The organism is Pseudomonas sp. RIT-562 (assembly GCF_026241895.1).
GTDB lineage: Bacteria > Pseudomonadota > Gammaproteobacteria > Pseudomonadales > Pseudomonadaceae > Aquipseudomonas > Aquipseudomonas mandelii_F.
Map to the genome: position 1 here is coordinate 78145 of NZ_JAPJIV010000002.1, position 21239 is coordinate 99383.

The window sequence follows — 21239 nt, forward strand, 5'->3', positions numbered from 1 at the left end:
TTTTACGCGCCACAAGCGCTCAAATTGGTTTTTAGGGATTGAATAATGAAAAAAGCATTGCTGACCCTTTCTGCACTGGCGTTGTGCATGGCTGCCGGCTCCGCGGTGGCGAAGGAATACAAGGAATTGCGTTTTGGCGTTGACCCTTCCTACGCACCGTTCGAGTCGAAAGCGGCTGACGGCAACCTCGTGGGCTTCGACATCGATCTGGGGAACGCGATTTGCGCCGAGTTGAAGGTCAAGTGCAAATGGGTCGAAAGTGATTTCGACGGCATGATTCCTGGCCTCAAGGCCAACAAATTCGACGGCGTGATCTCGTCGATGACCGTTACCCCGGCCCGTGAAAAGGTCATCGACTTCTCCGGCGAGCTGTTTTCCGGCCCTACTGCCTACGTGTTCAAGAAAGGCTCCGGCTTGAGCGAAGACGTCGCGTCGCTCAAGGGCAAGACCATCGGCTACGAGCAGGGCACCATTCAGGAAGCCTACGCCAAGGCCGTACTGGACAAGGCTGGCGTTAAAACCCAGGCCTACCAGAACCAGGACCAGGTGTATTCCGACCTGACTTCCGGTCGTCTCGACGGCGCCATCCAGGACATGCTGCAAGCCGAACTGGGCTTCCTCAAGTCGCCAAAAGGCGAAGGCTACGACATCAGCAAGCCGGTCGACAGCGAACTGCTGCCAGCCAAAACAGCGGTCGGTATTAAGAAAGGTAACACCGAGCTGAAAGCACTTTTGGATAAAGGTATCAAAGCGTTACACGACGATGGCACCTACGCCACCATTCAGAAGAAACACTTCGGCGATCTGAATCTGTACAGCGGCAAATAATGCCCGGCGCCCATCTTTTAATGGGCGCTTTTTTCATCCGATCAGGTTGCTGATTTATGTTCGAAAACCTCCTGCAAACTCTGGGGCTCTCCGCCTTCAGCCTCCAGGGCTTCGGCCCGTTGCTGTTGGAAGGCACCTGGATGACCATCAAATTATCGGCGTTGTCGCTGCTGGTGGCCGTGTTGCTCGGCCTGCTCGGCGCCACGGCCAAGCTGTCAAAACTCAAACTGCTGCGGATTCCGGCGCAGGTCTATACCACGCTGATTCGCGGCGTGCCGGACCTGGTGCTGATGCTGCTGATCTTCTACAGCCTGCAGACCTGGCTGACGTCGTTCACCGACTTCATGGAATGGGAATACATCGAGATCAACCCGTTCAGTGCCGGGGTCATTACCCTGGGCTTCATCTATGGCGCGTACTTCACCGAAACCTTTCGTGGCGCGATCCTCGCGGTCCCCCGGGGTCAGGTCGAAGCCGCCACCGCCTATGGGCTCAAACGCGGGCAACGCTTTCGCATCGTGGTGTTTCCGCAAATGATGCGCTTTGCCTTGCCAGGCATCGGCAACAACTGGATGGTGATGCTCAAGGCCACTGCGCTGGTGTCGATCATCGGCCTCGCCGACCTGGTCAAGGCCGCCCAGGACGCCGGTAAAAGCACCTATCAGCTGTTCTATTTCCTGGTCCTGGCGGCACTGATCTACCTGCTGATCACCAGTGCGTCAAACTTTGTCCTGCGCTGGCTCGAACGCCGCTACGCCGCCGGTTCCCGGGAGGCCGTACGATGATCGAACTCCTGCAGGAATACTGGAAACCCTTCCTTTATACCGACGGCTACAACATCACCGGCCTGGCCATGACCCTGTGGCTGCTCAGTGCGTCGATCTGCATTGGTTTCGTGGTGTCTATCCCACTGTCGATTGCCCGGGTTTCGCCCAAGGTCTACGTGCGCTGGCCAGTGCAGTTCTACACCTACCTGTTTCGCGGGACACCGCTCTATATCCAGCTGCTGATTTGCTACACCGGGATCTACAGCCTGGCGGCGGTGCGTGAGCAACCGGTGCTGGATGCGTTCTTTCGCGATGCTATGAATTGCACGATCCTGGCATTTGCCCTGAACACCTGTGCCTACACCACGGAGATTTTCGCCGGGGCCATCCGCAGCATGAACCACGGCGAAGTCGAAGCGGCCAAAGCCTATGGCCTGACCGGCTGGAAGCTCTATGCCTACGTGATCATGCCTTCGGCCCTGCGCCGTTCGTTGCCTTATTACAGCAACGAAGTGATCCTGATGCTGCACTCGACCACGGTGGCGTTCACCGCGACCATCCCCGATGTGCTGAAAGTCGCTCGGGACGCCAACTCGGCGACTTTCCTGACCTTTCAGTCGTTCGGCATTGCCGCGCTGATCTACCTGACCGTTACCTTTGCACTGGTCGGCCTGTTCCGCCTCGCTGAACGCCGCTGGCTGGCCTTCCTCGGGCCGACCCACTAGGACTTTGCACCATGCGCCACCAGATCCATGACTTGCTGGCCCCGCTGCCGGGGACCGCACGGCAGATTCACAGCTTCCACTTCGGCCCCTCGAAGGCCAGCGGCAAGATCTACATCCAGTCATCCCTGCACGCCGATGAAATGCCCGGCATGCTGGTGGCCTGGCACCTCAAGCAGCGCCTGCGGGAACTGGAAGCCGCTGGCCGCCTGCGCAGCGAAATTGTCCTGGTACCGGTGGCCAACCCGGTCGGCCTGGAGCAGGTACTGATGGATGTACCGCTGGGACGTTACGAGCTTGAAAGTGGGCAGAATTTCAACCGCTGGTTCGTCGACCTGAGTGAAGAAGTCGGCAACGAAATCGAAGGCCAGCTGGGCGATGACCCACAGCACAACCTGCAGGTTATCCGCAGCAGCCTGCGCCAGGCGCTGGCACGGCACACGGCGACCACCCAGTTGCAATCCCAGCGCCTGACCCTGCAACGGCTGGCTTGCGACGCCGATATGGTGCTGGATTTGCATTGCGATTTCGAAGCCGTCGCGCACCTTTACACCACACCCGAGGCCTGGCCTCAGGTGGAGCCGCTGGCGCGCTACATCGGCGCCGAAGCCAGCCTGCTGGCCACCGATTCCGGCGGCCAGTCGTTCGACGAATGCTTCACGCTGCTCTGGTGGCAGTTGAAGGAGCGCTTCGGCGAACACTTCGACATCCCTCTGGGCAGCTTCTCGGTGACCGTCGAATTGCGCGGCCAGGGCGACGTCAATCATCCGCTGGCCAGTCTCGATTGCCAGGCATTGCTCGATTACCTGATGCACTTCGGCGCCATCGTGGGCACGCCGCCGCCCCTGCCGGAACTGCCCTACCCCGCGACCCCGCTGGCCGGTGTGGAGCCTGTAGCGACGTCGGTTGGCGGGTTGCTGGTGTTCGCCGCGCTGCCGGGGGAATACCTGGAAGCGGGCCAGTTGGTGGCTGAAATCATTGACCCGGTGCTCGATCACGTCACCCCGGTCCATTGCACCGCCGCCGGGTTGATGTACGCCCGCTCGCTGCGACGCATGGCCACTGCCGGCATGGTGATCGCCCATGTCGCGGGCACAGAAGCCTATCGCAGCGGCTACCTACTTTCGCCTTGAGGATGCATTGCCCCATGTACAAACTGACCATTGAAGGCCTGCACAAAAGCTATGGCGATCATGAAGTGCTCAAGGGTGTTTCGCTCAAGGCCAACACCGGCGACGTCATCAGCCTGATCGGCGCCAGCGGCTCGGGCAAAAGCACATTTCTGCGTTGCATCAATTTTCTCGAACAACCCAATGACGGGGCGATGAGCCTCGACGGCCAGAGCATTCGCATGATCAAGGACCGTCACGGCATGCACGTGGCCGATCCCGATGAACTGCAGAGGATCCGCACGCGCCTGGCGATGGTGTTCCAGCACTTCAATTTGTGGAGCCACATGACGGTGCTGGAGAACATCACAATGGCGCCGCGGCGGGTGCTGGGCTGTGACAAAAAAGAAGCCGAGGACCGCGCCCGACGTTACCTGGACAAGGTTGGCCTGGCGGCCCGGGTGGCCGATCAGTACCCGGCCTTTCTTTCCGGCGGCCAGCAGCAGCGCGTCGCCATCGCCCGCGCGTTGGCCATGGAACCGGAGGTGATGTTGTTCGACGAACCCACTTCGGCCCTGGACCCGGAGTTGGTGGGTGAAGTGCTGAAGGTGATCCAGGGCCTGGCTGAAGAGGGCCGCACGATGATCATGGTGACCCACGAGATGAGCTTTGCGCGCAAGGTGTCGAACCAGGTGCTGTTTCTGCATCAGGGGTTGGTGGAAGAGGAAGGTGCGCCTGAAGATGTGTTGGGCAACCCGCGCAGTGAGCGGTTGAAGCAGTTTCTTAGTGGGAATTTGAAGTAACGCGGGCTCGATTGCCTGGCCCACAGATCCCATCGGTGGGGGGGTGTGGCCTGGGTAGGAGCTGTCGAGTGAAACGAGGCTGCGATCTTTTGAACTAGTCACCTAGAGGCCAGATCGAAAGATCGCAGCCTCGTTTCACTCGACAGCTCCTACCTAGCTTCTACAGGGCCACTCAGCCGGCATGGGAACCTCTCCAGACTTTGCAAAAAAATGGTTCGGCGCTCGCGGCTGGAAGCCGTTCGCTTTTCAGAAACAGGTCTGGGCCGCCGTCAAGCAAGGCCAGTCCGGACTGCTCCATGCCAGCACCGGCGCAGGTAAAACCTATGCGGTCTGGTTCGGTGCACTGAACCGCTATGCCACCACGCTCGCCCCCGTTGACACACCGCGCAAGCGCAAACCTGTTGCCGAACCCCTGACCGTTTTGTGGATAACTCCAATGCGCGCGCTGGCGGCCGACACCGCGCGCGCACTGGAGGCGCCGTTGCAGGACCTGCAGATACCCTGGAGCGTCGGCCTGCGGACCGGTGACACCAGCAGCAGCGAGCGGGCCCGGCAAAGCAGGCGCCTGCCCACCACCCTGATCACCACCCCGGAAAGCCTCACGTTGCTGTTGGCGCGTGCCGATGCGCAAAGCGCCTTGTCGACCTTGCGCATGATAGTGGTGGATGAATGGCACGAACTGCTCGGCAACAAACGCGGGGTGCAACTGCAACTGGCCCTCGCCCGTCTGCGCCGCTGGCAGCCGGAGCTGGTGGTGTGGGGCGTTTCCGCGACCTTGGGCAATCAGGCGCACGCCGAGCAAGTGCTGATCCCCCAAGGCGGCGGCATTAGCGTGCTAGGCCAGAGCGCCAAAGATCTACGGGTCGATTCATTGCGTCCTCCCGCCATCGAACGCTTTCCCTGGGCCGGGCACATCGGCCTGAAAATGTTGCCGCAAGTAGTCGCGGAGCTTGAGTCCAGCCCCAGCACCCTGGTGTTCACCAATACCCGCGCGCAATCGGAGATCTGGTATCAGGCGCTGCTCGAAGCACGGCCGGACTGGGCCGGATTGATTGCCCTGCATCACAGTTCATTGTCGCGGGACACCCGGGACTGGGTCGAACGGGCGCTCAAGGATGGGCAGCTTAAAGCGGTGGTCTGCACTTCCAGTCTCGACCTGGGGGTGGATTTCCTGCCGGTGGAACGGGTACTGCAAATCGGCTCGGCCAAAGGAGTTGCGCGCCTGATGCAGCGTGCCGGCCGCTCCGGGCACGCGCCGGGGCGAGTGTCGCGGGTGACGTTGGTGCCGACTCACAGCCTGGAGTTGATAGAGGCGATTGCAGCTCAGGACGCGGTGGCACAGCGTCGCATCGAGCCCCGGGAATCTCCGCACAAGCCCCTGGATGTGCTGGTGCAACATCTGGTTAGCATGGCCCTGGGTGGAGGCTTCATTCCCGAGGAGCTGTACGAAGAAGTGCGCGGCGCATGGGCCTATCGCGATCTCAGCCCGGCGGATTGGGTGTGGGCGCTGGCTTTCGTGCGCCACGGTGGGCTGTCCCTGACAGCTTATCCGGATTACCGCCGGGTCGAGCCCGATGAACACGGAGTGTGGCGGGTGCCCGACGCACGCTTGGCGCGCCGCCACCGCATGAGCATCGGCACCATTGTCAGTGATGCGAGCATTCAGTTGAAATTCTGGAGCAAGGGCGGCGGCGGCAAGCAGTTGGGCAGCGTCGAGGAAGGTTTTATTGCCCGGCTCAAGCCCGGCGACGGCTTTCTGTTCGCCGGGCGCTTGCTGGAGTTGGTGCGAGTGGAAAACATGACGGCCTACGTCAAGCGCAGCACAGCGAAAAAAGCTGCGGTGCCGCGCTGGAATGGCGGGCGCATGCCGCTCTCAAACGAGCTTGCCACCGCAGTCGTTGCACGTTTCAGCGCAGCCGCAGCTGGCGAATTCGTAGGCCCGGAAATGAAGGCTTTGCGCCCCTTGCTGGAGGTGCAACAACAGTGGTCCGGCCTGCCAACGAATACCAGCCTGCTGGCCGAATCCCTGAAATCCCGTGAGGGCTGGCACCTGTTCCTTTACCCGTTCGCCGGACGCCAAGTGCACCTGGGCCTGGCAAGCCTGCTGGCGTGGCGGGTCAGTCAACGACTGGCGGTGACGTTCTCCATTGCAGTGAATGATTATGGACTGGAGCTGCTGAGCGCCACTCATGTCAACTGGTCCGAGCATCTCGACCCGCAATTGCTCAGCCATGAACACTTGATGGCTGATGTGCTCGCCAGCCTGAATGCCGGCGAACTGGCCCTGCGCCGCTTTCGCGAAATTGCCCGCATTGCCGGCCTGGTGTTTGCCGGATATCCCGGCGCACCAAAGAGTACCCGTCAGGTCCAGGCGTCCAGTGGGCTCTTCTTCGAAGTGTTCAAGCAATATGACGCCGACAACCTGCTGCTGGCCCAGGCCGGGGAAGAAGTCCTGCGCGAAGAGCTCGACATTCGGCGCCTGGAACAGACGCTGGAGCGAGTCGGCCGAATGCAGCTCGACCTGCATCCGATCAAACGTCCTACACCGCTGGCCTTTCCACTGCTGGTGGAGCGCATGCGCGAAAGCATGAGTTCGGAAAAACTCGCCGACCGCATCCGCCGCATGGTCAGCGACCTGGAAACCACCGCAGAGACAGGGAAAGCCTGATGAGTACACCCTACCCCGTTCGGCTCGCGGGAGAAGAGCTGTGGCTGCTGCCGGAAAAAGCCATCTACTGGCCAGCGCAACAGGCGTTACTGATAGCCGATGTGCATTTTGGCAAGGCCGCCGCGTATCGGCGCCTGGGGCAACCCGTCCCGCAGGGCACCACCACGCAAAACATCAGCGTCCTGGACGGGCTGCTGGCCCGACTGCCGTGTCGCCAGCTGATATTCCTCGGCGACTTCCTGCACGGTCCCGGCTCCCACGCACCAGCCACCTTGAGTGCCCTGGCCCAGTGGCGTGCACGGCACAGCAACCTGCCCATGACCCTGATTCGCGGCAATCACGACAAGCGCGCCGGCGATCCGCCAGCCTCATTGAACATTCGCGTAGTGCCCGAACCGCTTTTGCTCGGGCCATTCGCCTTGCAGCACGAACCCGACGAGCACCCGGACAGGCACGTCTTGGCCGGCCACGTCCATCCGGTCTATCGGTTGCACGGTCGAGGGCGCCAGAGCTTGCGCCTGGCCTGCTTCAGGCTTGGGGAGGCGGTCAGCCTGCTCCCCGCTTTCGGCGCATTTACCGGCGGGTATCAGGTGGAGCGGAATGACAGCTGCAGGTTATTTGTCATTGGCGACAACGAAATATGGCCGGTGTAGGAGCTTTCGCCCCCACACAGCATCGCCAGCGGCTCACGCGACAGGCGCTGGAGGCGGCTCATCCGGCAAAGTGGGTTCACCCGGTTCGGTGGGTTGTTCGTTAGGGGTATCAGGATCAGGCTGGCCGGGGATGCCCCCCGCCATGCTGAGTGGCGGGTGCGCCAGCAATGACCAGGCCAGTACGCCGACCTGATTGGGCTCAAGCCTTGCCAGTTCGGCACTTATTCGCGGATCGATCTTCATAGAGCACTCCTGAGCAGTGGCCCGGTCCACTGTGCGCGAACCGGGCAGTACACCCAATAGAGTGCCTTCCCGCCGAAGAATTCCCACGACCCGTCGAATGGATGACTCAGGTGCGTGGCAGGGTAACGCCGCGTTGGCCCTGATACTTGCCGCCACGGTCCTTGTAGGAGACTTCGCACTCTTCGTCGGATTCAAGGAACAGCATCTGCGCCACGCCTTCGTTGGCATAGATTTTCGCCGGCAGGTTGGTGGTGTTCGAAAACTCCAGGGTCACGTGCCCCTCCCACTCAGGCTCAAGCGGGGTGACGTTGACGATGATGCCGCAGCGGGCGTAGGTGCTCTTGCCCAGGCAGATGGTCAATACGTTGCGCGGAATACGGAAGTATTCGACGGTGCTGGCCAAGGCGAAAGAGTTCGGCGGGATGATGCAGACGTCGCTGTGGATGTCGACGAAGCTGCCGGCGTCGAAATTTTTCGGGTCGACGATGGCCGAATTGATGTTGGTAAACACCTTGAAATGATTAGTGCAACGAACGTCGTAGCCGTAACTCGACACGCCGTAGGAGATCACACGGTTATCGTCGTTGCCGCGCACCTGGCGCTCGACGAAAGGTTCGATCATGCCGTGCTCTTGCGCCATGCGGCGAATCCACTTGTCCGATTTGATGCTCATGGCGGGTGTCCTGAATAGCGAGGTGGAGAAAATCTGTCCGGCATCTTACCGGGGGCGCGTCGTCGGTTCAAAGTCCGCAATACAATTCTCTCAGGCAGGCCCCCGAATTCCCGGGGTTTCACACTATTTCGATGCACCGTCAGTCACGAAATAAGAGAAACCTTCGCAAGAAGCATTGGCACGTTCCGGAAAAAGGGTTAAGGTGGCGCCACTGTGCTGCTTGTGTCACTGAGAATCTCTACACGATATGTTGAATTTCGATCCAACCATCTACAAGAATTTTTCCTGCTCTTTGCACTCAGTCTCGGCCAGGGTTCTTCCTGCGTCGCAGTTATCTTTGTTCAAGGAGTTACACCATGTCTAATCGCCAAACCGGTACCGTTAAGTGGTTCAACGATGAAAAAGGCTTCGGCTTCATCACTCCACAATCCGGTGACGACCTGTTCGTTCACTTCAAAGCTATCCAATCCGACGGCTTCAAAAGCCTGAAAGAAGGCCAACAGGTTTCTTTCATCGCTACCCGCGGTCAGAAAGGCATGCAAGCTGAAGAAGTTCAAGTTATCTAACTTGTACTTGCTTTAGTAAAAGGCCCCGCCCTCAAAAGCGGGGCTTTTTTGTGCCTGTGTACTTTGTATGGCGACAAAAAAGATCGCAGCCTGCGGCAGCTCCTACAGGGTGAATGCAAAACCCCTGTAGGAGCTGCCGAAGGCTCGGGCCGCGATCGGACGATCTTTTGATCTTAAGCTTTAACGCATATCACCAGGCCACACCGAACCCAGCGGTATAACGGGTCTTCTCCAGATCAGCATCATTAGTACCACTAATGACATCACGCTCAGCCTTGAGGTTAAGCGAAGCCCACTCGGTGACTTTGTAACGCAAGCCAATCTCGGCATCCAGCGCGTAATCCGCCACGCCCGACAACGGCTTGCCTACCTCGCCGTTAGTGAAGAACTCGACCGTCTTGCCAATCAAATAGCGGTTGTAGTCCCACTTCATGGCCAGGGAATAGAAGTTCTCCTTGCCGCCGTCCGAGTATTCATAGTCCGTGCGGTTGACCAGCGAGCCGAGCGAGAATGCGCCCAGCTCATCATCCCAGAACTGGTAACCCGGGCCGGTACCGACGGTGCGCTGGCGGGACAGATCCTCGACCTTGTCACGCTTATAAACAGCGCGCCCCTGCCAGAACCACTTCTCGGTCAGGAACCGATCGAGCGAGTACTCGGCACGCCAGTTATCCGTGGTGACCTCTTCGTCCTGGAATTCGCGGTTGTATTCACCTTCAGCCGTGTGCCGCCATCTGCCATGGCGCGCGGTAGTCTTGAAGTCGATATCGTAGTCATCGGTATCTTTCTCGGCGCGCTCATAGTCCAGCGCCATGTCGACATTACCCTTCCACACCAGATCCTCGACCACCGGCTTGGGCTTGAGGATTTGCTGGATGCTGGCAAGCTCCACGGTCTTCGGCGCATCGCCGTTGGCCAGCGTAACCTTGCCATCGTCTGCCGCATGCAGGGACTTGGCCTTTTCCCCGGTATAGGCATCCTGCTTGACCAACAACTCCTGATCGCTTTCCAGAGTCTTGACCTGCTTCCAGTCGATCGGAATCGCGCCGGCGTACTCGGTCTGGATCAACAGCTTGCCGCCGTCGAACAGGGTGATCTTGCCGCTCAGCTTGTCACCGTTCTTCAACCAGACGGTGTCGGCGAGCAAGGGTGTGGAAGCACTTAGAACAGCGAGGCACAGCAGAGATCTGGACACCATAAGCAAAGACAGGCTCAAGTTTGCGAAAAAAAGTCGGCATTATCCGTATGAATAAGACCCTAGCAAGCACTGACACAACTATTTGTATTGAGTTCATTTCTCAATTGGCGATTCTGGACTTACTCTGATGACAGTAATTAGCGCCCACCGCAGGAACTGCGTACGTGACAGACCCGCACAATGAAATCGACAGCGCCGCGCAAATCCGACGCACGGCGCTCTACCTGACGCTGGCTCAAGTGCCGCCGGGCAAAGTCGTCAGTTATGGTCAGTTGGCGGAGCTGGCCGGGCTCGGTCGCGCCGCCCGTTATGTCGGCCGCACTCTCAGCCAGCTACCCGGCGATAGCAAATTGCCGTGGCACCGAGTGCTGGGCGCGGGCGGCCGTCTGAGCCTGCCTGTCGGCAGCGCTTCCGGGGACGAACAACGCGCGCGATTACGCGAGGAAGGGGTCAGTATCCTGAATAATCGTGTTGATATTCAGCGCCATGGCTGGCGCCCGGTAGAGTACAGCGGTTAGAGTGCGCGCTTTGTTTCCGTAATCTTGAGGCAGACTCCAGCCCATGCCCCGTAAAACCTGGCGCGCCGCGCTCGCCGCCTATGCCAGCCCTTCAACACTCGTGCTGTTGCTGCTGGGTTTCGCCGCCGGCCTGCCGTACATGCTGGTGTTCTCAACACTTTCGGTCTGGCTGCGTGAAGCCGGTGTGGCTCGCGAAACCATTGGTTATGCAAGCCTGATCGGTCTGGCCTATGCCTTTAAATGGGTCTGGTCGCCGTTGCTCGACCAGTGGCGCCTGCCATTGCTCGGTAAGCTCGGGCGTCGACGCTCCTGGCTGGTCCTTTCCCAGGCACTGGTGATTCTCGGCTTGATCGGGATGGGTTTCTGCGACCCGCAAAAACACCTGTCCTGGTTGATCGCCATTGCCGTAGTCGTCGCGTTCGCTTCCGCAACGCAAGACATTGCGGTCGATGCCTATCGCCTGGAGATTGCTGACGACAGCCGCCAGGCAGCCCTGGCCGCCAGCTACATGTCCGGTTACCGAATTGCCGCGCTGCTGGCCACGGCCGGCGCGCTGTTCTTCGCCGAGGGCTTCGGTTCGACGGGTTTCAACTACCAGCACTCAGCCTGGGCCGGTACTTACATCCTGTTCGGCGCCCTGATGATCCCGGCGCTGCTCACGTCCTTCTTCATGCGCGAACCGCCGGTGCCGCTGCGCACGCAACTGCAGGCCGGGCGCTACACCTTCGTGCATCAACTGGCCTCGGTGTTCGTGCTGATCGTGCTGCTGGTGTCCGTGCCGGCCATGTTCACCCAGCTGTACAACACCGATTTCGCCAGCGTGCTGTTTGAAGGGCACAGCGTGCTCGATCTGCTGCTCGAAGACCGCGCCTTCCTGAGGGCGATTCTCTACACCACGCTGACCGTCATGTGCCTGTCGGCCATGGGTCGTCGCGGGCTGGCGCCGGTGCTGACGCCGGTCAACGACTTCATCCTGCGCTACCGCTGGCAGGCGTTGTTGCTGCTGGGCCTGATCGCGACTTACCGGATGTCTGATACGGTCATGGGCGTGATGGCCAACGTCTTCTACATCGACCAGGGCTTTACCAAGGACCAGATCGCCAGCGTCAGCAAGATCTTCGGCCTGATCATGACTCTGGTCGGCGCAGGCATGGGCGGCCTGCTGATCGTGCGCTTCGGCATCCTGCCGATCCTGCTGATTGGCGGCATTGCCTCAGCGGGCACCAACCTGCTGTTCCTGATGCTCGCCGACATGGGCGCCAACCTGAACATGCTGATCGTCACCATCTCCCTGGACAATTTCAGTTCCGGCCTGGCGACTTCGGCGTTCGTCGCGTACCTGTCGAGCCTGACCAACCTCAAGTTCTCCGCCACCCAGTACGCCCTGCTGAGCTCGATCATGCTCCTGCTGCCACGCCTGATTGGCGGCTACTCGGGGGTCATGGTAGAGAAATTCGGTTATCACAACTTCTTCCTGATCACCGCCCTGCTGGGAGTGCCGACCTTGCTCCTGATCATGCTGCACTGGTATCAGGAAAGCCGCCGCGCGGGGCCAACACCGACCCCGGAACCCATTCCCGCACCTGCGGCGGAAGAACCTCTTTAGCAGGAAAGCGCGCAGGAGCGGGCTAATACCCGCCCTGCTGCGACACCACCGACCGCACGCCTGTACGCCGGCAGATCTCGCCCGTACAATGCTCCGTCATTTCTCGTCATCAGCAACCGACAACGGCCAACCATGCGCACCAGTCAATTTTTGCTCGCCACACAGAAAGAAACGCCTTCCGATGCGGTCGTTATCAGCCATCAGCTGATGCTGCGCGCCGGCATGATCCGCAAACTCGCCTCGGGCCTGTACACCTGGCTGCCCATGGGCCTGCGAGTGATGCGCAAGGTTGAAGCGGTCGTTCGCGAAGAAATGAACGCTGCCGGCTCTCTCGAAGTGTTGATGCCGAGCACGCAACCGGCTGAGCTGTGGCAGGAATCCGGTCGCTGGGAAGAGTACGGCCCGGAATTGCTGCGCTTCAAGGATCGCCATGGTCGCGATTTCTGCGCCGGCCCGACCCACGAAGAAGTCATCACCGACCTGATGCGCAATGAGCTGAGCAGCTACAAGCAGCTGCCGATCAACCTGTATCAGATCCAGACCAAATTCCGTGACGAAATTCGTCCACGCTTCGGCTTGATGCGCGGCCGCGAATTCATCATGAAGGATGCCTATTCCTTCCACGCCGACCAGGCTTCGCTGCAGGTCACCTACGACCGCATGCACCAGGCCTACTGCAACGTATTCACCCGCCTGGGCCTGAAATTCCGCCCTGTTGAAGCCGACAACGGCTCCATCGGCGGTGCCGGCTCCCACGAGTTTCACGTCCTGGCTGAATCCGGTGAAGACGATATCGCCTTCAGCAACGGTTCCGACTACGCGGCGAACATCGAGAAAGCCGAAGCCGTGCCGCGGGAAACTTCGCGTCCAGCGCCGGCTGAAGAGCTGCGCCTGGTCGACACCCCGGACACCAAGACAATTGCCGCGCTGGTGGAAAAATTCAATCTGCCGATTGAAAAGACCATCAAGACCCTGATCGTGCGTGCCGAAGAAGAAGGCAAGCTGATCGCCCTGGTTATCCGCGGCGACCACGAACTCAATGAGATCAAGGCGGCCCAACAACCTGGCGTCGCCAGCCCGCTGGTCATGGCCACCGACTCCGAACTGCGCGACGCCATTGGCGCCGGCGCGGGTTCGCTGGGCCCGCTGAACCTGCCGCTGCCGATCATCATCGACCGTTCGGTCGAGCTGATGAGCGACTTCGGCATCGGCGCCAACATCGACGACAAGCACTACTTCGGCGTGAACTGGGAGCGCGACCTGCCAATTCCGACCGTTGCCGACCTGCGTAACGTAGTGACCGGCGACCCAAGCCCGGACGGCAAGGGCACCCTGGAAATCAAGCGTGGCATCGAAGTCGGGCACATCTTCCAGCTGGGCAACAAGTACAGCAAAGCGATGAAGTGCGAAGTGCTGGGCGAGAACGGCAAGCCGGTGACCCTGGAAATGGGCTGCTATGGTATTGGCGTGTCCCGTGTGGTGGCTGCCGCCATCGAACAGAACAACGACGCCAACGGGATCATCTGGAGCGACACGCTCGCTCCGTTCCAGATCGCGCTGGTACCGCTGCGCTACGACAACGAACAGGTTCGCGAAGCCACCGACAAACTGTACGCAGAACTGACTGCGGCCGGTTTCGAAGTGCTGCTGGACGATCGTGACAAGAAAACCAGCCCGGGCATCAAGTTCGCGGACATGGAACTGATCGGCATCCCTCACCGGATCGTGGTCAGCGACCGCGGTCTCGCCGATGGCAACCTGGAATACAAGAGCCGCACCGAACCTGAAGCGCAGGCATTGCCGGTCGCTGACGTGCTGTCCTTCCTCCAGGCCCGTATCCGCCGCTGACACCAGATAGAGAAGTCATGTTCAAGCGAAACACCTTAGGCCTCGGTGGTGCCGCCCTGTGCGGCACCCTGCTGGTCAGCGGCTGTGCCAATCACATGTCACAACGCAGCGAGCACGAGGAACGTGTCGAGCGCAAATTGCTCGATCACAGCCTGCAGGTCGATGTCGGCGAGCCGAAGGTGCTTGAGCTGCCGCAACGGCGGGTGAAAATCCACGAGCAGAAGACCTTCGAAGTCACCGAGTTCGAGGTCACTCGCCACTACGATCGCTACACGCCCTACCAACCCTGGCGGGAGACTTACGAGATTCCGCTGGGCGCGGTGGCCGTGGTGGCCGGTGTCGGCGCGAACGTGGTGAATGTGTTCGCCCTGGGCAATCTACCCGACAGCGTGACCAAGGACTGGCTGAGCTACGGTTTCGCCGGGCTCAACCCGTTCATGAACGTGCAGTCCCACGGTCGTGCGCAGCAGAATCTGGCGGGTATCGACGAGGTCCAGCTCGACAAGCGCACCGAGTACTCGAGCCTGCCCTGGAGCGAGCGCCCGGTGCAGGTCAAGGCCGGCAAGGAAACCTTCGAGCTGACCACCGACAAGAATGGCGTCCTGCGCCTGAATCTGCTGGACAGCCCGTTCGCCGAACATGACATCAATCATCTGACCCGCTTGCTGATCAGTGTCGCCGACGCTCAGGACGACGTGCACGTCGATTCGTCCCTGGCCGTCAGCAGCTCACTGCGCGGCAAACTGCTCGAGGCCCACGGGCTGATCTACGACGACCTCGAAGATGATGAAGTGAGCCAGTGGGTGCACCGGGTCAAGCGCCTGTCCGAGCTGGGACTGGAAGAAGAAGCCACGGAACTGGAGCAGAGCCTGATTGAACTGACTCGCAATGATCCGGAGCTGCAGACCGAATTCCTCAAGTCATTGACCAAGGATGCCGGGCGACTGGTGGCGGATCCGGGACCCAATTAACACCTCTTGAAAGCATCGCGGGCAAGCCTTGCTCCCACAAGTACAGTTCAGCACCTGTGGGAGCAAGGCTTGCCCGCGATGAGGCCCTCATAGCCACTGCAAAATTACCGCTCAAACAACTCCATCTGCTCAAACCCGCCGCGCAAATCCTCCAGCCGCACCCCAACCCCCAACAACCGCACTGGCTTCCCGCCGCGATTGAACGCCTGGGTCAGCAACAGCTGGTAACTCCCCAGATCCCGCCCTGCCCCGGCCTGCTCCAAGGTGGTCTGGGTGAAATCGTGAAACTTCACTTTAACGAACGGCTTGCCCGGTCGGTAGCTGCTGTCGATCCGCGCCATGCGCCCGGCCAGCGTCTCTAACAATTCCGGGAGCTTGTCCAGGCAGCTCTGCAGATCCGGCAAGTCCACGTCGTAGGTGTTTTCGACGCTGATGGACTGGCGCCGACTGTCGTTGTGAACCACCCGATCATCGATCCCACGGGCCAGGCTCCACAATCGCTCGCCAAAACTGCCGAATTCACGCACCAGCGCCAACTTGTCCCACTCGCGCAGATGCGAGCAGTCGACAATTCCCAGTCGCCCCAGCTTGTCCGCTGTGACCTTGCCCACCCCATGCAACTTGCTCACTGGCAAGCCACTGACAAAATCCTCGACCTGATCCGGAGTAATGACAAACAGTCCGTTGGGTTTCTTCCAGTCGCTGGCGATCTTCGCCAGGAATTTGTTGGGCGCCACCCCGGCCGAGACCGTGATGTGCAACTGATTGGAGACTCGCCGGCGGATTTCCTGGGCGACCCGGGTCGCACTGCCGGCAAAATGCGTACTGTCCGACACGTCCAGATAGGCCTCATCCAGGGACAGGGGCTCGATCAGGTCGGTGTAGTCGCGGAAGATCGTGTGAATTTCCTTTGATGCTTCCCTATAAGCGTCCATGCGTGGTTTGACGATAGTGAGATCCGGACACAGCTTCAGCGCGTGCCCTGAAGACATGGCCGAACGCACACCGTAGGCCCGCGCCTCATAGTTACAGGTCGCGATCACCCCGCGCCGATCCGCAGAGCCGCCCACGGCCAGGGGTTTACCGGCCAGCCGCGGGTCGTCACGCATCTCGATGGCAGCGTAGAAGCAGTCACAATCGACGTGGATGATTTTGCGCTGGGTCATAAAGAAGCGGCATTCATTGTGCGAATAAGGATTTGGACGAGTCGGATCAACAGTATCTCATCGACACCTGTATATAGCACCAGTAGTGGGAAGGTTCTTTTCCAAACGTAGGAGAAAAGATGAATTTATTTTCTCAATCGAAAAGCTCTCCACAATAGAGCTGCAACCCTTGCCACGCCTGAGCTGCAGCCATTTCCAGGCCGGCGTTTTAGCGCTAAGCGATTGAACAGGAACAGTTTTCCGCTTGAATGACGGTTGACAGCCCCGCCATCCTCTGTAGAATGCCGACACACAGACGCGGGATGGAGCAGTCTGGTAGCTCGTCGGGCTCATAACCCGAAGGTCGTCGGTTCAAATCCGGCTCCCGCAACCAAACATCAAAAAAGGCTACTCGAAAGAGTGGCCTTTTTTGTGCCTGTTAGTTTTGTAGATATGGAAGGCTATTGATCGCACGCTCAACCCCTGCGAAAAATAGAAATCGTTCTGATTCCGAGGCTTAGCGCTGCAGCGCCGCCGCGCATCACTCTTTTACGCTTATTTGGCTTGTTTCAGGATTAACGGTTGACACCTCGGCGTTCCTCTGTAGAATGCCGCCACACAGACGCGGGATGGAGCAGTCTGGTAGCTCGTCGGGCTCATAACCCGAAGGTCGTCGGTTCAAATCCGGCTCCCGCAACCAAACATCAAAAAAGGCTACTCGAAAGAGTGGCCTTTTTTGTATCTGTCGAAAAAGTCCTTTCGCAACAATGATCTGCCACCCTGTGGCGGGCTGATTGGAATCACTCGAACCTTGAGTTCGGTCTATGCTGGTGCGAAGCATTTTGCGCAACGGTCCATGGCGTGCCTGCACCTGATGAGGGTGAGTGACGTTAATATTTGTGATTATTTTTTTCTACAGGGATTGGTAACTTGGCTGGATACCCCCATCCTGTCGCGCACAATCCAAGAGGTGATTGATGCGCGCCAACTCGTCTGATCCACAAGACTCCGTCACAGCGACACAACCAATCAAGCCGGGTCGTTTGCGCCTGCTGGAGCTGGTCAGCAAATACCGCCAGCCGATCGGCCTGGCCGTGACTTTGTTGCTGTTCGCCATCGCGCTGATTGCCTGTCGTCACCTGTTGAGCGAGCTGGACCTGGACGCTCTGCACGACTCGATCCTCGAAGTACCCAAGCCTGCCCTGCTCGGCGCGCTGGCAGCGACTGTGGTCGGCTTCATTATTCTGCTGGGCTATGAATGGTCGGCCAGCCGCTATGCCGGCGTGACACTGGCGCCGCGGATTCTCGCCCTGGGTGGTTTCACCGCGTTTGCGATCGGCAACGCCATCGGCCTGTCGATGCTTTCCGGTGGCTCGGTGCGCTACCGTCTATATGCACGGCATGGCCTGGGAGCCTCGGAAGTCGCGCACATGACGCTGTTCGCCAGCCTTTCGCTCGGCTGCGCCCTGCCGCCCCTCGCAGCGCTGGCAACCCTCAGTGACCTGCCGGCGGCCGCGACTGCCCTCGGTCTGTCCGAGCTGTTACTCGGCAGCGTTGCCGTTGCTGTATTGCTGCTGTTCAGTGTGCTGGCAATCGGCATCTATCGCCGGCGCCTGCCGGAGCAACCTTATCCGGACAACCTCCTGGTCAAGGCCGGGCGTCGCACATTGCGCCTGCCAGGACGGCGCCTGACGTTCCTGCAACTGATCATTACCGCGCTGGATGTCGCCGCAGCAGCCACCGTGCTGTACCTGCTGTTGCCCGAGGCGCCACCCTTTGGTGCCTTCCTGCTGGTGTACCTGCTGGCGCTGGCTGCCGGGGTGCTCAGCCATGTGCCCGGCGGTGTCGGGGTGTTCGAAGCGATCCTGTTGGCCGCCTTCGCAGACAAGCTCGGCGCCGCACCGCTGGCCGCCGCCCTGCTCCTGTATCGACTGATCTATGTTGTGCTGCCATTGCTGGTGGCTTGCGTGTTCCTGCTGATCAACGAAGGTCAGCGCCTGTTCCAGAGCCGTCAGTCCCTGCGCGCCGCCTCCGGCCTGGCTGCGCCGATCCTGGCGGTGCTGGTGTTCCTGTCCGGCGTGGTGCTGCTGTTCTCCGGAGTAACACCGGAAATCGACACACGTCTGGAGCACATCGGCTTTCTGATCCCCCATCGCCTGGTCGACGCCTCGCACTTCGGCGCCAGCCTGATCGGCGTGCTGTGCCTGCTGCTGGCCCAGGGCCTCCGTCGGCGCCTGTCGGCGGCCTGGATGCTGACCACCATCCTGTTGCTGGTAGGCGCCCTGCTCTCCCTGCTCAAGGGCTTCGACTGGGAGGAAGCCTGCCTGTTGACCCTGACCGCCAGCCTGCTGGGGGTCTTCCGTCGTTCGTTCTATCGGCCGAGCCGCCTGACCGAGCTGCCGTTCTCGCCGCTGTATCTGGTGTCGAGCCTGTGCGTACTTGGCGCATCCATCTGGCTGCTGCTGTTTGCCTATCAGGATGTGCCCTACAGCCATCAACTCTGGTGGCAGTTCACCCTTGACGCCGACGCGCCCCGAGGCCTGCGCTCGCTGCTCGGCGCCGCCGTTTTGCTGTTGGTGGTGTCGTTGACCTGGCTGCTGCGCACCGCACGTCCGGTGATTCACTTGCCGACACCTGAAGAGCTGGACCGGGCGGTGAAGATTCTCATGGCGTCCGCCCAGCCAGACGGTGGCCTGGCGCTGACCGGGGACAAGGCGCTGCTGTTCCACCCTGACGAGCAGGCCTTCCTGATGTACGCCCGTCGCGGTCGCAGCCTGGTGGCCTTGTACGACCCGATCGGCCCGGCCCAGCAGCGGGCGGAAATGATCTGGCAATTCCGTGACCTGTGCGACATCCACCACGCCCGCCCCGTGTTCTATCAGGTACGCGCCGAGAACCTGCCGTACTACATGGACATCGGCTTGACTGCGATCAAGCTGGGCGAGGAAGCGCGGGTCGATCTGCAGCGCTTCGACCTGGAGGCCAAGGGCAAGGAGATGAAGGACCTGCGCTACACCTGGAACCGCGGCACCCGCGACGGTCTGTCGCTGGAGATCTTCGAGCCGGGACAGGCGCCGATGGACGAGCTCAAGGTGATTTCCGATGCCTGGCTGACCGGCAAGAATGTCCGCGAGAAAGGCTTCTCTCTTGGCCGTTTCAGCCAGGACTACCTCAAGCATTTCCGCATCGCGGTGATCCGCTTCGAAGGCCGCCCGGTGGCATTCGCCAATCTGCTCGAGACCTTCGGCCACGACCTGGCCAGCCTCGACCTGATGCGCGCGCACCCCGAAGCGCCAAAGCTGACCATGGAATTCATGATGGTCGGCCTGATTCAACATTATAAGAGTCACGGATACGCGCGCTTCAGCCTGGGCATGGTGCCGTTATCGGGGTTGCAACCTCGTCGCGGGGCACCACTGACCCAGCGCCTGGGCTCGATGGTCTTCCGCCGTGGTGAGCAGCTCTACAACTTCCAAGGCTTGCGCCGCTTCAAAGACAAGTTCCAGCCTGACTGGGAACCCCGTTATATGGCCGTGCCCGCCGGACTCGATCCGCTGGTGGCGCTGGCCGACACTGCCGCCCTGATTGCAGGCGGCTTGACTGGATTGGTGAAACGCTGATGATTCAACGCTCCCTGCGGTACGTACTGGCCACACTGGTAGTGCTGGCCCTGATTCTCGGTGGCGGTTACTGGTACCTCAACCGCCCGGCCCCGGAACCGACCCTCGAATCGCTGAAGCCGGCAGATGGCGCGGCGATGACCCGGGTCATTCCCGGCACTACCCCGCGCGCCCAGGTGCTGGTGGCGGTGACTGAAGAACAAAAGCTCAGCGACAAACAGTTGTTGACCCTGAGCCGCAGCGGTTCGGCGCAGATCGTCCAGGTGATCCTGCCCAAGGACTGCCCGCTGCAAAGCCGCGCCTTGCAATCGGGCCTGCGCGAACTGCACGGCCCGGCAACCCTGGTCAGCGGCATCGGCCCCGGCGCCGTGCTGGCCTGGCGCTGGTTGTCCGAACAGAAAGACGACAAGGCCCAGGCCGTCTCGGTGGACCTGGCCCTGGAAAAACCCGGTTGCACCCACCTGCTGCCAAAAAGCGCAGCCCATGGCCACTGGCTGGTCGCCTGGAACGATAACCCGGACGACAGCAGCGCCGGCTTTGTGCGTGACCAGCCCAACGCCGAAACCAGCATCAGCGACTACGACATCAATCTGCCGCAAGTCTTGAACAACGAGCTGCGCAAAATCCTGGTGGGCGGCGACAAGGCCGCTGGCGGCCTGCAGATTCCGGTAGTCGAAGTGCCCGCAGGCCAGGCCAAGGACACCGTGACCCTGTTTCTCTCCGGAGATGGCGGCTGGCGCGACCTTGACCGCGACGTCGCGGGCGAGATGGCGAAAATCGGTTATCCGGTCGTCGGCGTCGACACCCTGCGCTACTACTGGCAGCACAAAAGCCCCGAACAAAGTGCCCTCGACCTGGCCGAGCTGATGCAGCACTACCGGCAGAAATGGGGCACCAAGCGCTTCGTCCTGACCGGTTACTCATTCGGCGCCGATGTCCTGCCAGCGATCTACAACCGCCTGGAGCCCGCCGAGCAGCAACGCGTCGACGCCATCATCCTGCTGGCCTTCGCCCGCACCGGCAGCTTCGAAATCGAAGTCGAGGGCTGGCTGGGCAACGCCGGCAAGGAAGCCGCCACTGGCCCGGAAATGGCCAAGCTGCCACCAGAGAAGGTGGTGTGCATCTACGGTGAAGAGGAAGCCGATGAAAGCGGCTGCACTGACAAGACCGCCGTGGGTGAAGCGCTGAAGTTGCCGGGTGGGCATCACTTTGACGAGAACTATCCGAAACTCGCCCAGCAGCTGGTGGACGTGATCGAGAAGCGCCAGAGCAAGGACAAGGTGGCGGAGGAGTAATCTGCG

The 21239-nt window shown here is 60.5% G+C and carries 18 protein-coding genes and 2 tRNA genes; 16 read left to right on the forward strand and 4 right to left on the reverse strand.

Annotated elements, in window-relative coordinates; translation table 11 throughout:
- Positions 1 to 45 precede the first annotated feature (45 nt).
- The 7 genes from ORL50_RS03085 (at position 46) to pdeM (ending at position 7550) form a co-directional block, all read left to right on the forward strand.
- The gene (locus ORL50_RS03085; RefSeq protein WP_266009761.1) at positions 46 to 828 is read left to right on the forward strand and encodes a transporter substrate-binding domain-containing protein; all 783 of its coding nucleotides are present in this window, start codon (positions 46 to 48) and stop codon (positions 826 to 828) included.
- A 56-nt stretch (positions 829 to 884) separates the two neighbouring features.
- The gene (locus tag ORL50_RS03090) at positions 885 to 1613 is read left to right on the forward strand and encodes an ABC transporter permease (protein ID WP_266009762.1); all 729 of its coding nucleotides are present in this window, start codon (positions 885 to 887) and stop codon (positions 1611 to 1613) included.
- Positions 1610 to 2320: an ABC transporter permease gene (locus ORL50_RS03095; RefSeq protein ID WP_266009763.1), complete on the forward strand. Its 711-nt coding sequence runs from the start codon at positions 1610 to 1612 to the stop codon at positions 2318 to 2320. The genes ORL50_RS03090 and ORL50_RS03095 overlap by 4 nt, the downstream gene beginning before the upstream one ends.
- Positions 2321 to 2331: 11 nt before the next feature.
- Complete coding sequence (locus tag ORL50_RS03100) at positions 2332 to 3450, forward strand: succinylglutamate desuccinylase/aspartoacylase family protein (protein ID WP_266009764.1); 1119 nt, start codon at positions 2332 to 2334, stop codon at positions 3448 to 3450.
- Between the two features lie 14 nt (positions 3451 to 3464).
- Positions 3465 to 4229, forward strand: coding sequence for an ABC transporter ATP-binding protein (locus tag ORL50_RS03105; RefSeq protein WP_266009765.1), 765 nt, complete (start codon positions 3465 to 3467; stop codon positions 4227 to 4229).
- A 181-nt stretch (positions 4230 to 4410) separates the two neighbouring features.
- Positions 4411 to 6897, forward strand: a complete 2487-nt coding sequence (locus ORL50_RS03110) for a ligase-associated DNA damage response DEXH box helicase (protein ID WP_266009766.1) — start codon at positions 4411 to 4413, stop codon at positions 6895 to 6897.
- A complete protein-coding gene (pdeM, locus tag ORL50_RS03115) occupies positions 6897 to 7550 on the forward strand; it encodes a ligase-associated DNA damage response endonuclease PdeM (RefSeq protein ID WP_266009767.1) in 654 nt (217 codons plus the stop codon). Before ORL50_RS03110 ends, pdeM begins: the two co-directional genes overlap by 1 nt.
- A 33-nt stretch (positions 7551 to 7583) precedes the next feature.
- Here pdeM and ORL50_RS03120 read toward each other — a convergent pair whose 3' ends face one another.
- Together ORL50_RS03120 and dcd are read right to left on the reverse strand one after the other, a co-directional pair.
- On the reverse strand, positions 7584 to 7793 hold the full coding sequence (locus ORL50_RS03120; protein ID WP_247288641.1) for a hypothetical protein: 210 nt from the start codon (positions 7791 to 7793) through the stop codon (positions 7584 to 7586).
- 106 nt (positions 7794 to 7899) lie between these two features.
- Positions 7900 to 8466 carry a dCTP deaminase gene (gene dcd, locus ORL50_RS03125; RefSeq protein WP_150604965.1) on the reverse strand — a complete coding sequence of 189 codons (567 nt, stop codon included), beginning with the start codon at positions 8464 to 8466 and terminating at the stop codon, positions 7900 to 7902.
- A 356-nt stretch (positions 8467 to 8822) separates the two neighbouring features.
- Between dcd and ORL50_RS03130 the strand changes: the two genes are divergently transcribed.
- Positions 8823 to 9032: a cold-shock protein gene (locus ORL50_RS03130; protein ID WP_002554837.1), complete on the forward strand. Its 210-nt coding sequence runs from the start codon at positions 8823 to 8825 to the stop codon at positions 9030 to 9032.
- A gap of 190 nt (positions 9033 to 9222) precedes the next feature.
- Here ORL50_RS03130 and ORL50_RS03135 read toward each other — a convergent pair whose 3' ends face one another.
- Entirely contained in the window at positions 9223 to 10230 is a 1008-nt protein-coding gene (locus ORL50_RS03135; protein WP_266009768.1) for a DUF481 domain-containing protein, read from the reverse strand.
- Between the two features lie 164 nt (positions 10231 to 10394).
- On the opposite strand from ORL50_RS03135, the gene ORL50_RS03140 reads away from it, so the two are divergent.
- The 4 genes from ORL50_RS03140 (at position 10395) to ORL50_RS03155 (ending at position 15173) form a co-directional block, all read left to right on the forward strand.
- Positions 10395 to 10748, forward strand: coding sequence for an MGMT family protein (locus ORL50_RS03140; protein ID WP_266009769.1), 354 nt, complete (start codon positions 10395 to 10397; stop codon positions 10746 to 10748).
- Positions 10749 to 10791: 43 nt separating this feature from the next.
- Entirely contained in the window at positions 10792 to 12354 is a 1563-nt protein-coding gene (locus ORL50_RS03145) for an AmpG family muropeptide MFS transporter (protein WP_266009770.1), read from the forward strand.
- 132 nt (positions 12355 to 12486) lie between these two features.
- A complete protein-coding gene (locus tag ORL50_RS03150) occupies positions 12487 to 14202 on the forward strand; it encodes a proline--tRNA ligase (RefSeq protein ID WP_266009771.1) in 1716 nt (571 codons plus the stop codon).
- A gap of 17 nt (positions 14203 to 14219) precedes the next feature.
- Complete coding sequence (locus ORL50_RS03155; protein ID WP_266009772.1) at positions 14220 to 15173, forward strand: hypothetical protein; 954 nt, start codon at positions 14220 to 14222, stop codon at positions 15171 to 15173.
- A 104-nt stretch (positions 15174 to 15277) separates the two neighbouring features.
- Here ORL50_RS03155 and dinB read toward each other — a convergent pair whose 3' ends face one another.
- Complete coding sequence (gene dinB / locus ORL50_RS03160) at positions 15278 to 16339, reverse strand: DNA polymerase IV (protein WP_266009773.1); 1062 nt, start codon at positions 16337 to 16339, stop codon at positions 15278 to 15280.
- Positions 16340 to 16635: 296 nt separating this feature from the next.
- Between dinB and ORL50_RS03165 the strand changes: the two genes are divergently transcribed.
- From ORL50_RS03165 to ORL50_RS03180, 4 genes are all read left to right on the forward strand, one after another.
- Positions 16636 to 16712 (forward strand) — tRNA-Met (locus tag ORL50_RS03165).
- Positions 16713 to 16941: 229 nt separating this feature from the next.
- Positions 16942 to 17018: transfer RNA gene (locus ORL50_RS03170), tRNA-Met, on the forward strand.
- Positions 17019 to 17295: 277 nt separating this feature from the next.
- Complete coding sequence (gene mprF, locus ORL50_RS03175) at positions 17296 to 19938, forward strand: bifunctional lysylphosphatidylglycerol flippase/synthetase MprF (RefSeq protein ID WP_266009774.1); 2643 nt, start codon at positions 17296 to 17298, stop codon at positions 19936 to 19938.
- Positions 19938 to 21233, forward strand: a complete 1296-nt coding sequence (locus tag ORL50_RS03180; protein WP_266009775.1) for a virulence factor family protein — start codon at positions 19938 to 19940, stop codon at positions 21231 to 21233. The genes mprF and ORL50_RS03180 overlap by 1 nt, the downstream gene beginning before the upstream one ends.
- The last annotated feature ends 6 nt before the right edge of the window (positions 21234 to 21239 follow it).

Bases quoted from the DNA above. Each gene is read 5' to 3' on its own strand.
- dinB (WP_266009773.1), bottom strand. From the start codon at position 16,339: ATGACCCAGCGCAAAATCATCCACGTCGATTGTGACTGCTTCTACGCT.
- ORL50_RS03130 (WP_002554837.1), top strand. From the start codon at position 8,823: ATGTCTAATCGCCAAACCGGTACCGTTAAGTGGTTCAACGATGAAAAA.
- ORL50_RS03180 (WP_266009775.1), top strand. From the start codon at position 19,938: ATGATTCAACGCTCCCTGCGGTACGTACTGGCCACACTGGTAGTGCTG.
- ORL50_RS03105 (WP_266009765.1), top strand. From the start codon at position 3,465: ATGTACAAACTGACCATTGAAGGCCTGCACAAAAGCTATGGCGATCAT.
- ORL50_RS03120 (WP_247288641.1), bottom strand. From the start codon at position 7,793: ATGAAGATCGATCCGCGAATAAGTGCCGAACTGGCAAGGCTTGAGCCC.
- ORL50_RS03100 (WP_266009764.1), top strand. From the start codon at position 2,332: ATGCGCCACCAGATCCATGACTTGCTGGCCCCGCTGCCGGGGACCGCA.
- ORL50_RS03085 (WP_266009761.1), top strand. From the start codon at position 46: ATGAAAAAAGCATTGCTGACCCTTTCTGCACTGGCGTTGTGCATGGCT.
- pdeM (WP_266009767.1), top strand. From the start codon at position 6,897: ATGAGTACACCCTACCCCGTTCGGCTCGCGGGAGAAGAGCTGTGGCTG.
- ORL50_RS03110 (WP_266009766.1), top strand. From the start codon at position 4,411: ATGGGAACCTCTCCAGACTTTGCAAAAAAATGGTTCGGCGCTCGCGGC.
- ORL50_RS03095 (WP_266009763.1), top strand. From the start codon at position 1,610: ATGATCGAACTCCTGCAGGAATACTGGAAACCCTTCCTTTATACCGAC.
- ORL50_RS03150 (WP_266009771.1), top strand. From the start codon at position 12,487: ATGCGCACCAGTCAATTTTTGCTCGCCACACAGAAAGAAACGCCTTCC.
- ORL50_RS03135 (WP_266009768.1), bottom strand. From the start codon at position 10,230: ATGGTGTCCAGATCTCTGCTGTGCCTCGCTGTTCTAAGTGCTTCCACA.
- ORL50_RS03090 (WP_266009762.1), top strand. From the start codon at position 885: ATGTTCGAAAACCTCCTGCAAACTCTGGGGCTCTCCGCCTTCAGCCTC.
- ORL50_RS03145 (WP_266009770.1), top strand. From the start codon at position 10,792: ATGCCCCGTAAAACCTGGCGCGCCGCGCTCGCCGCCTATGCCAGCCCT.
- ORL50_RS03155 (WP_266009772.1), top strand. From the start codon at position 14,220: ATGTTCAAGCGAAACACCTTAGGCCTCGGTGGTGCCGCCCTGTGCGGC.
- dcd (WP_150604965.1), bottom strand. From the start codon at position 8,466: ATGAGCATCAAATCGGACAAGTGGATTCGCCGCATGGCGCAAGAGCAC.
- mprF (WP_266009774.1), top strand. From the start codon at position 17,296: ATGCGCGCCAACTCGTCTGATCCACAAGACTCCGTCACAGCGACACAA.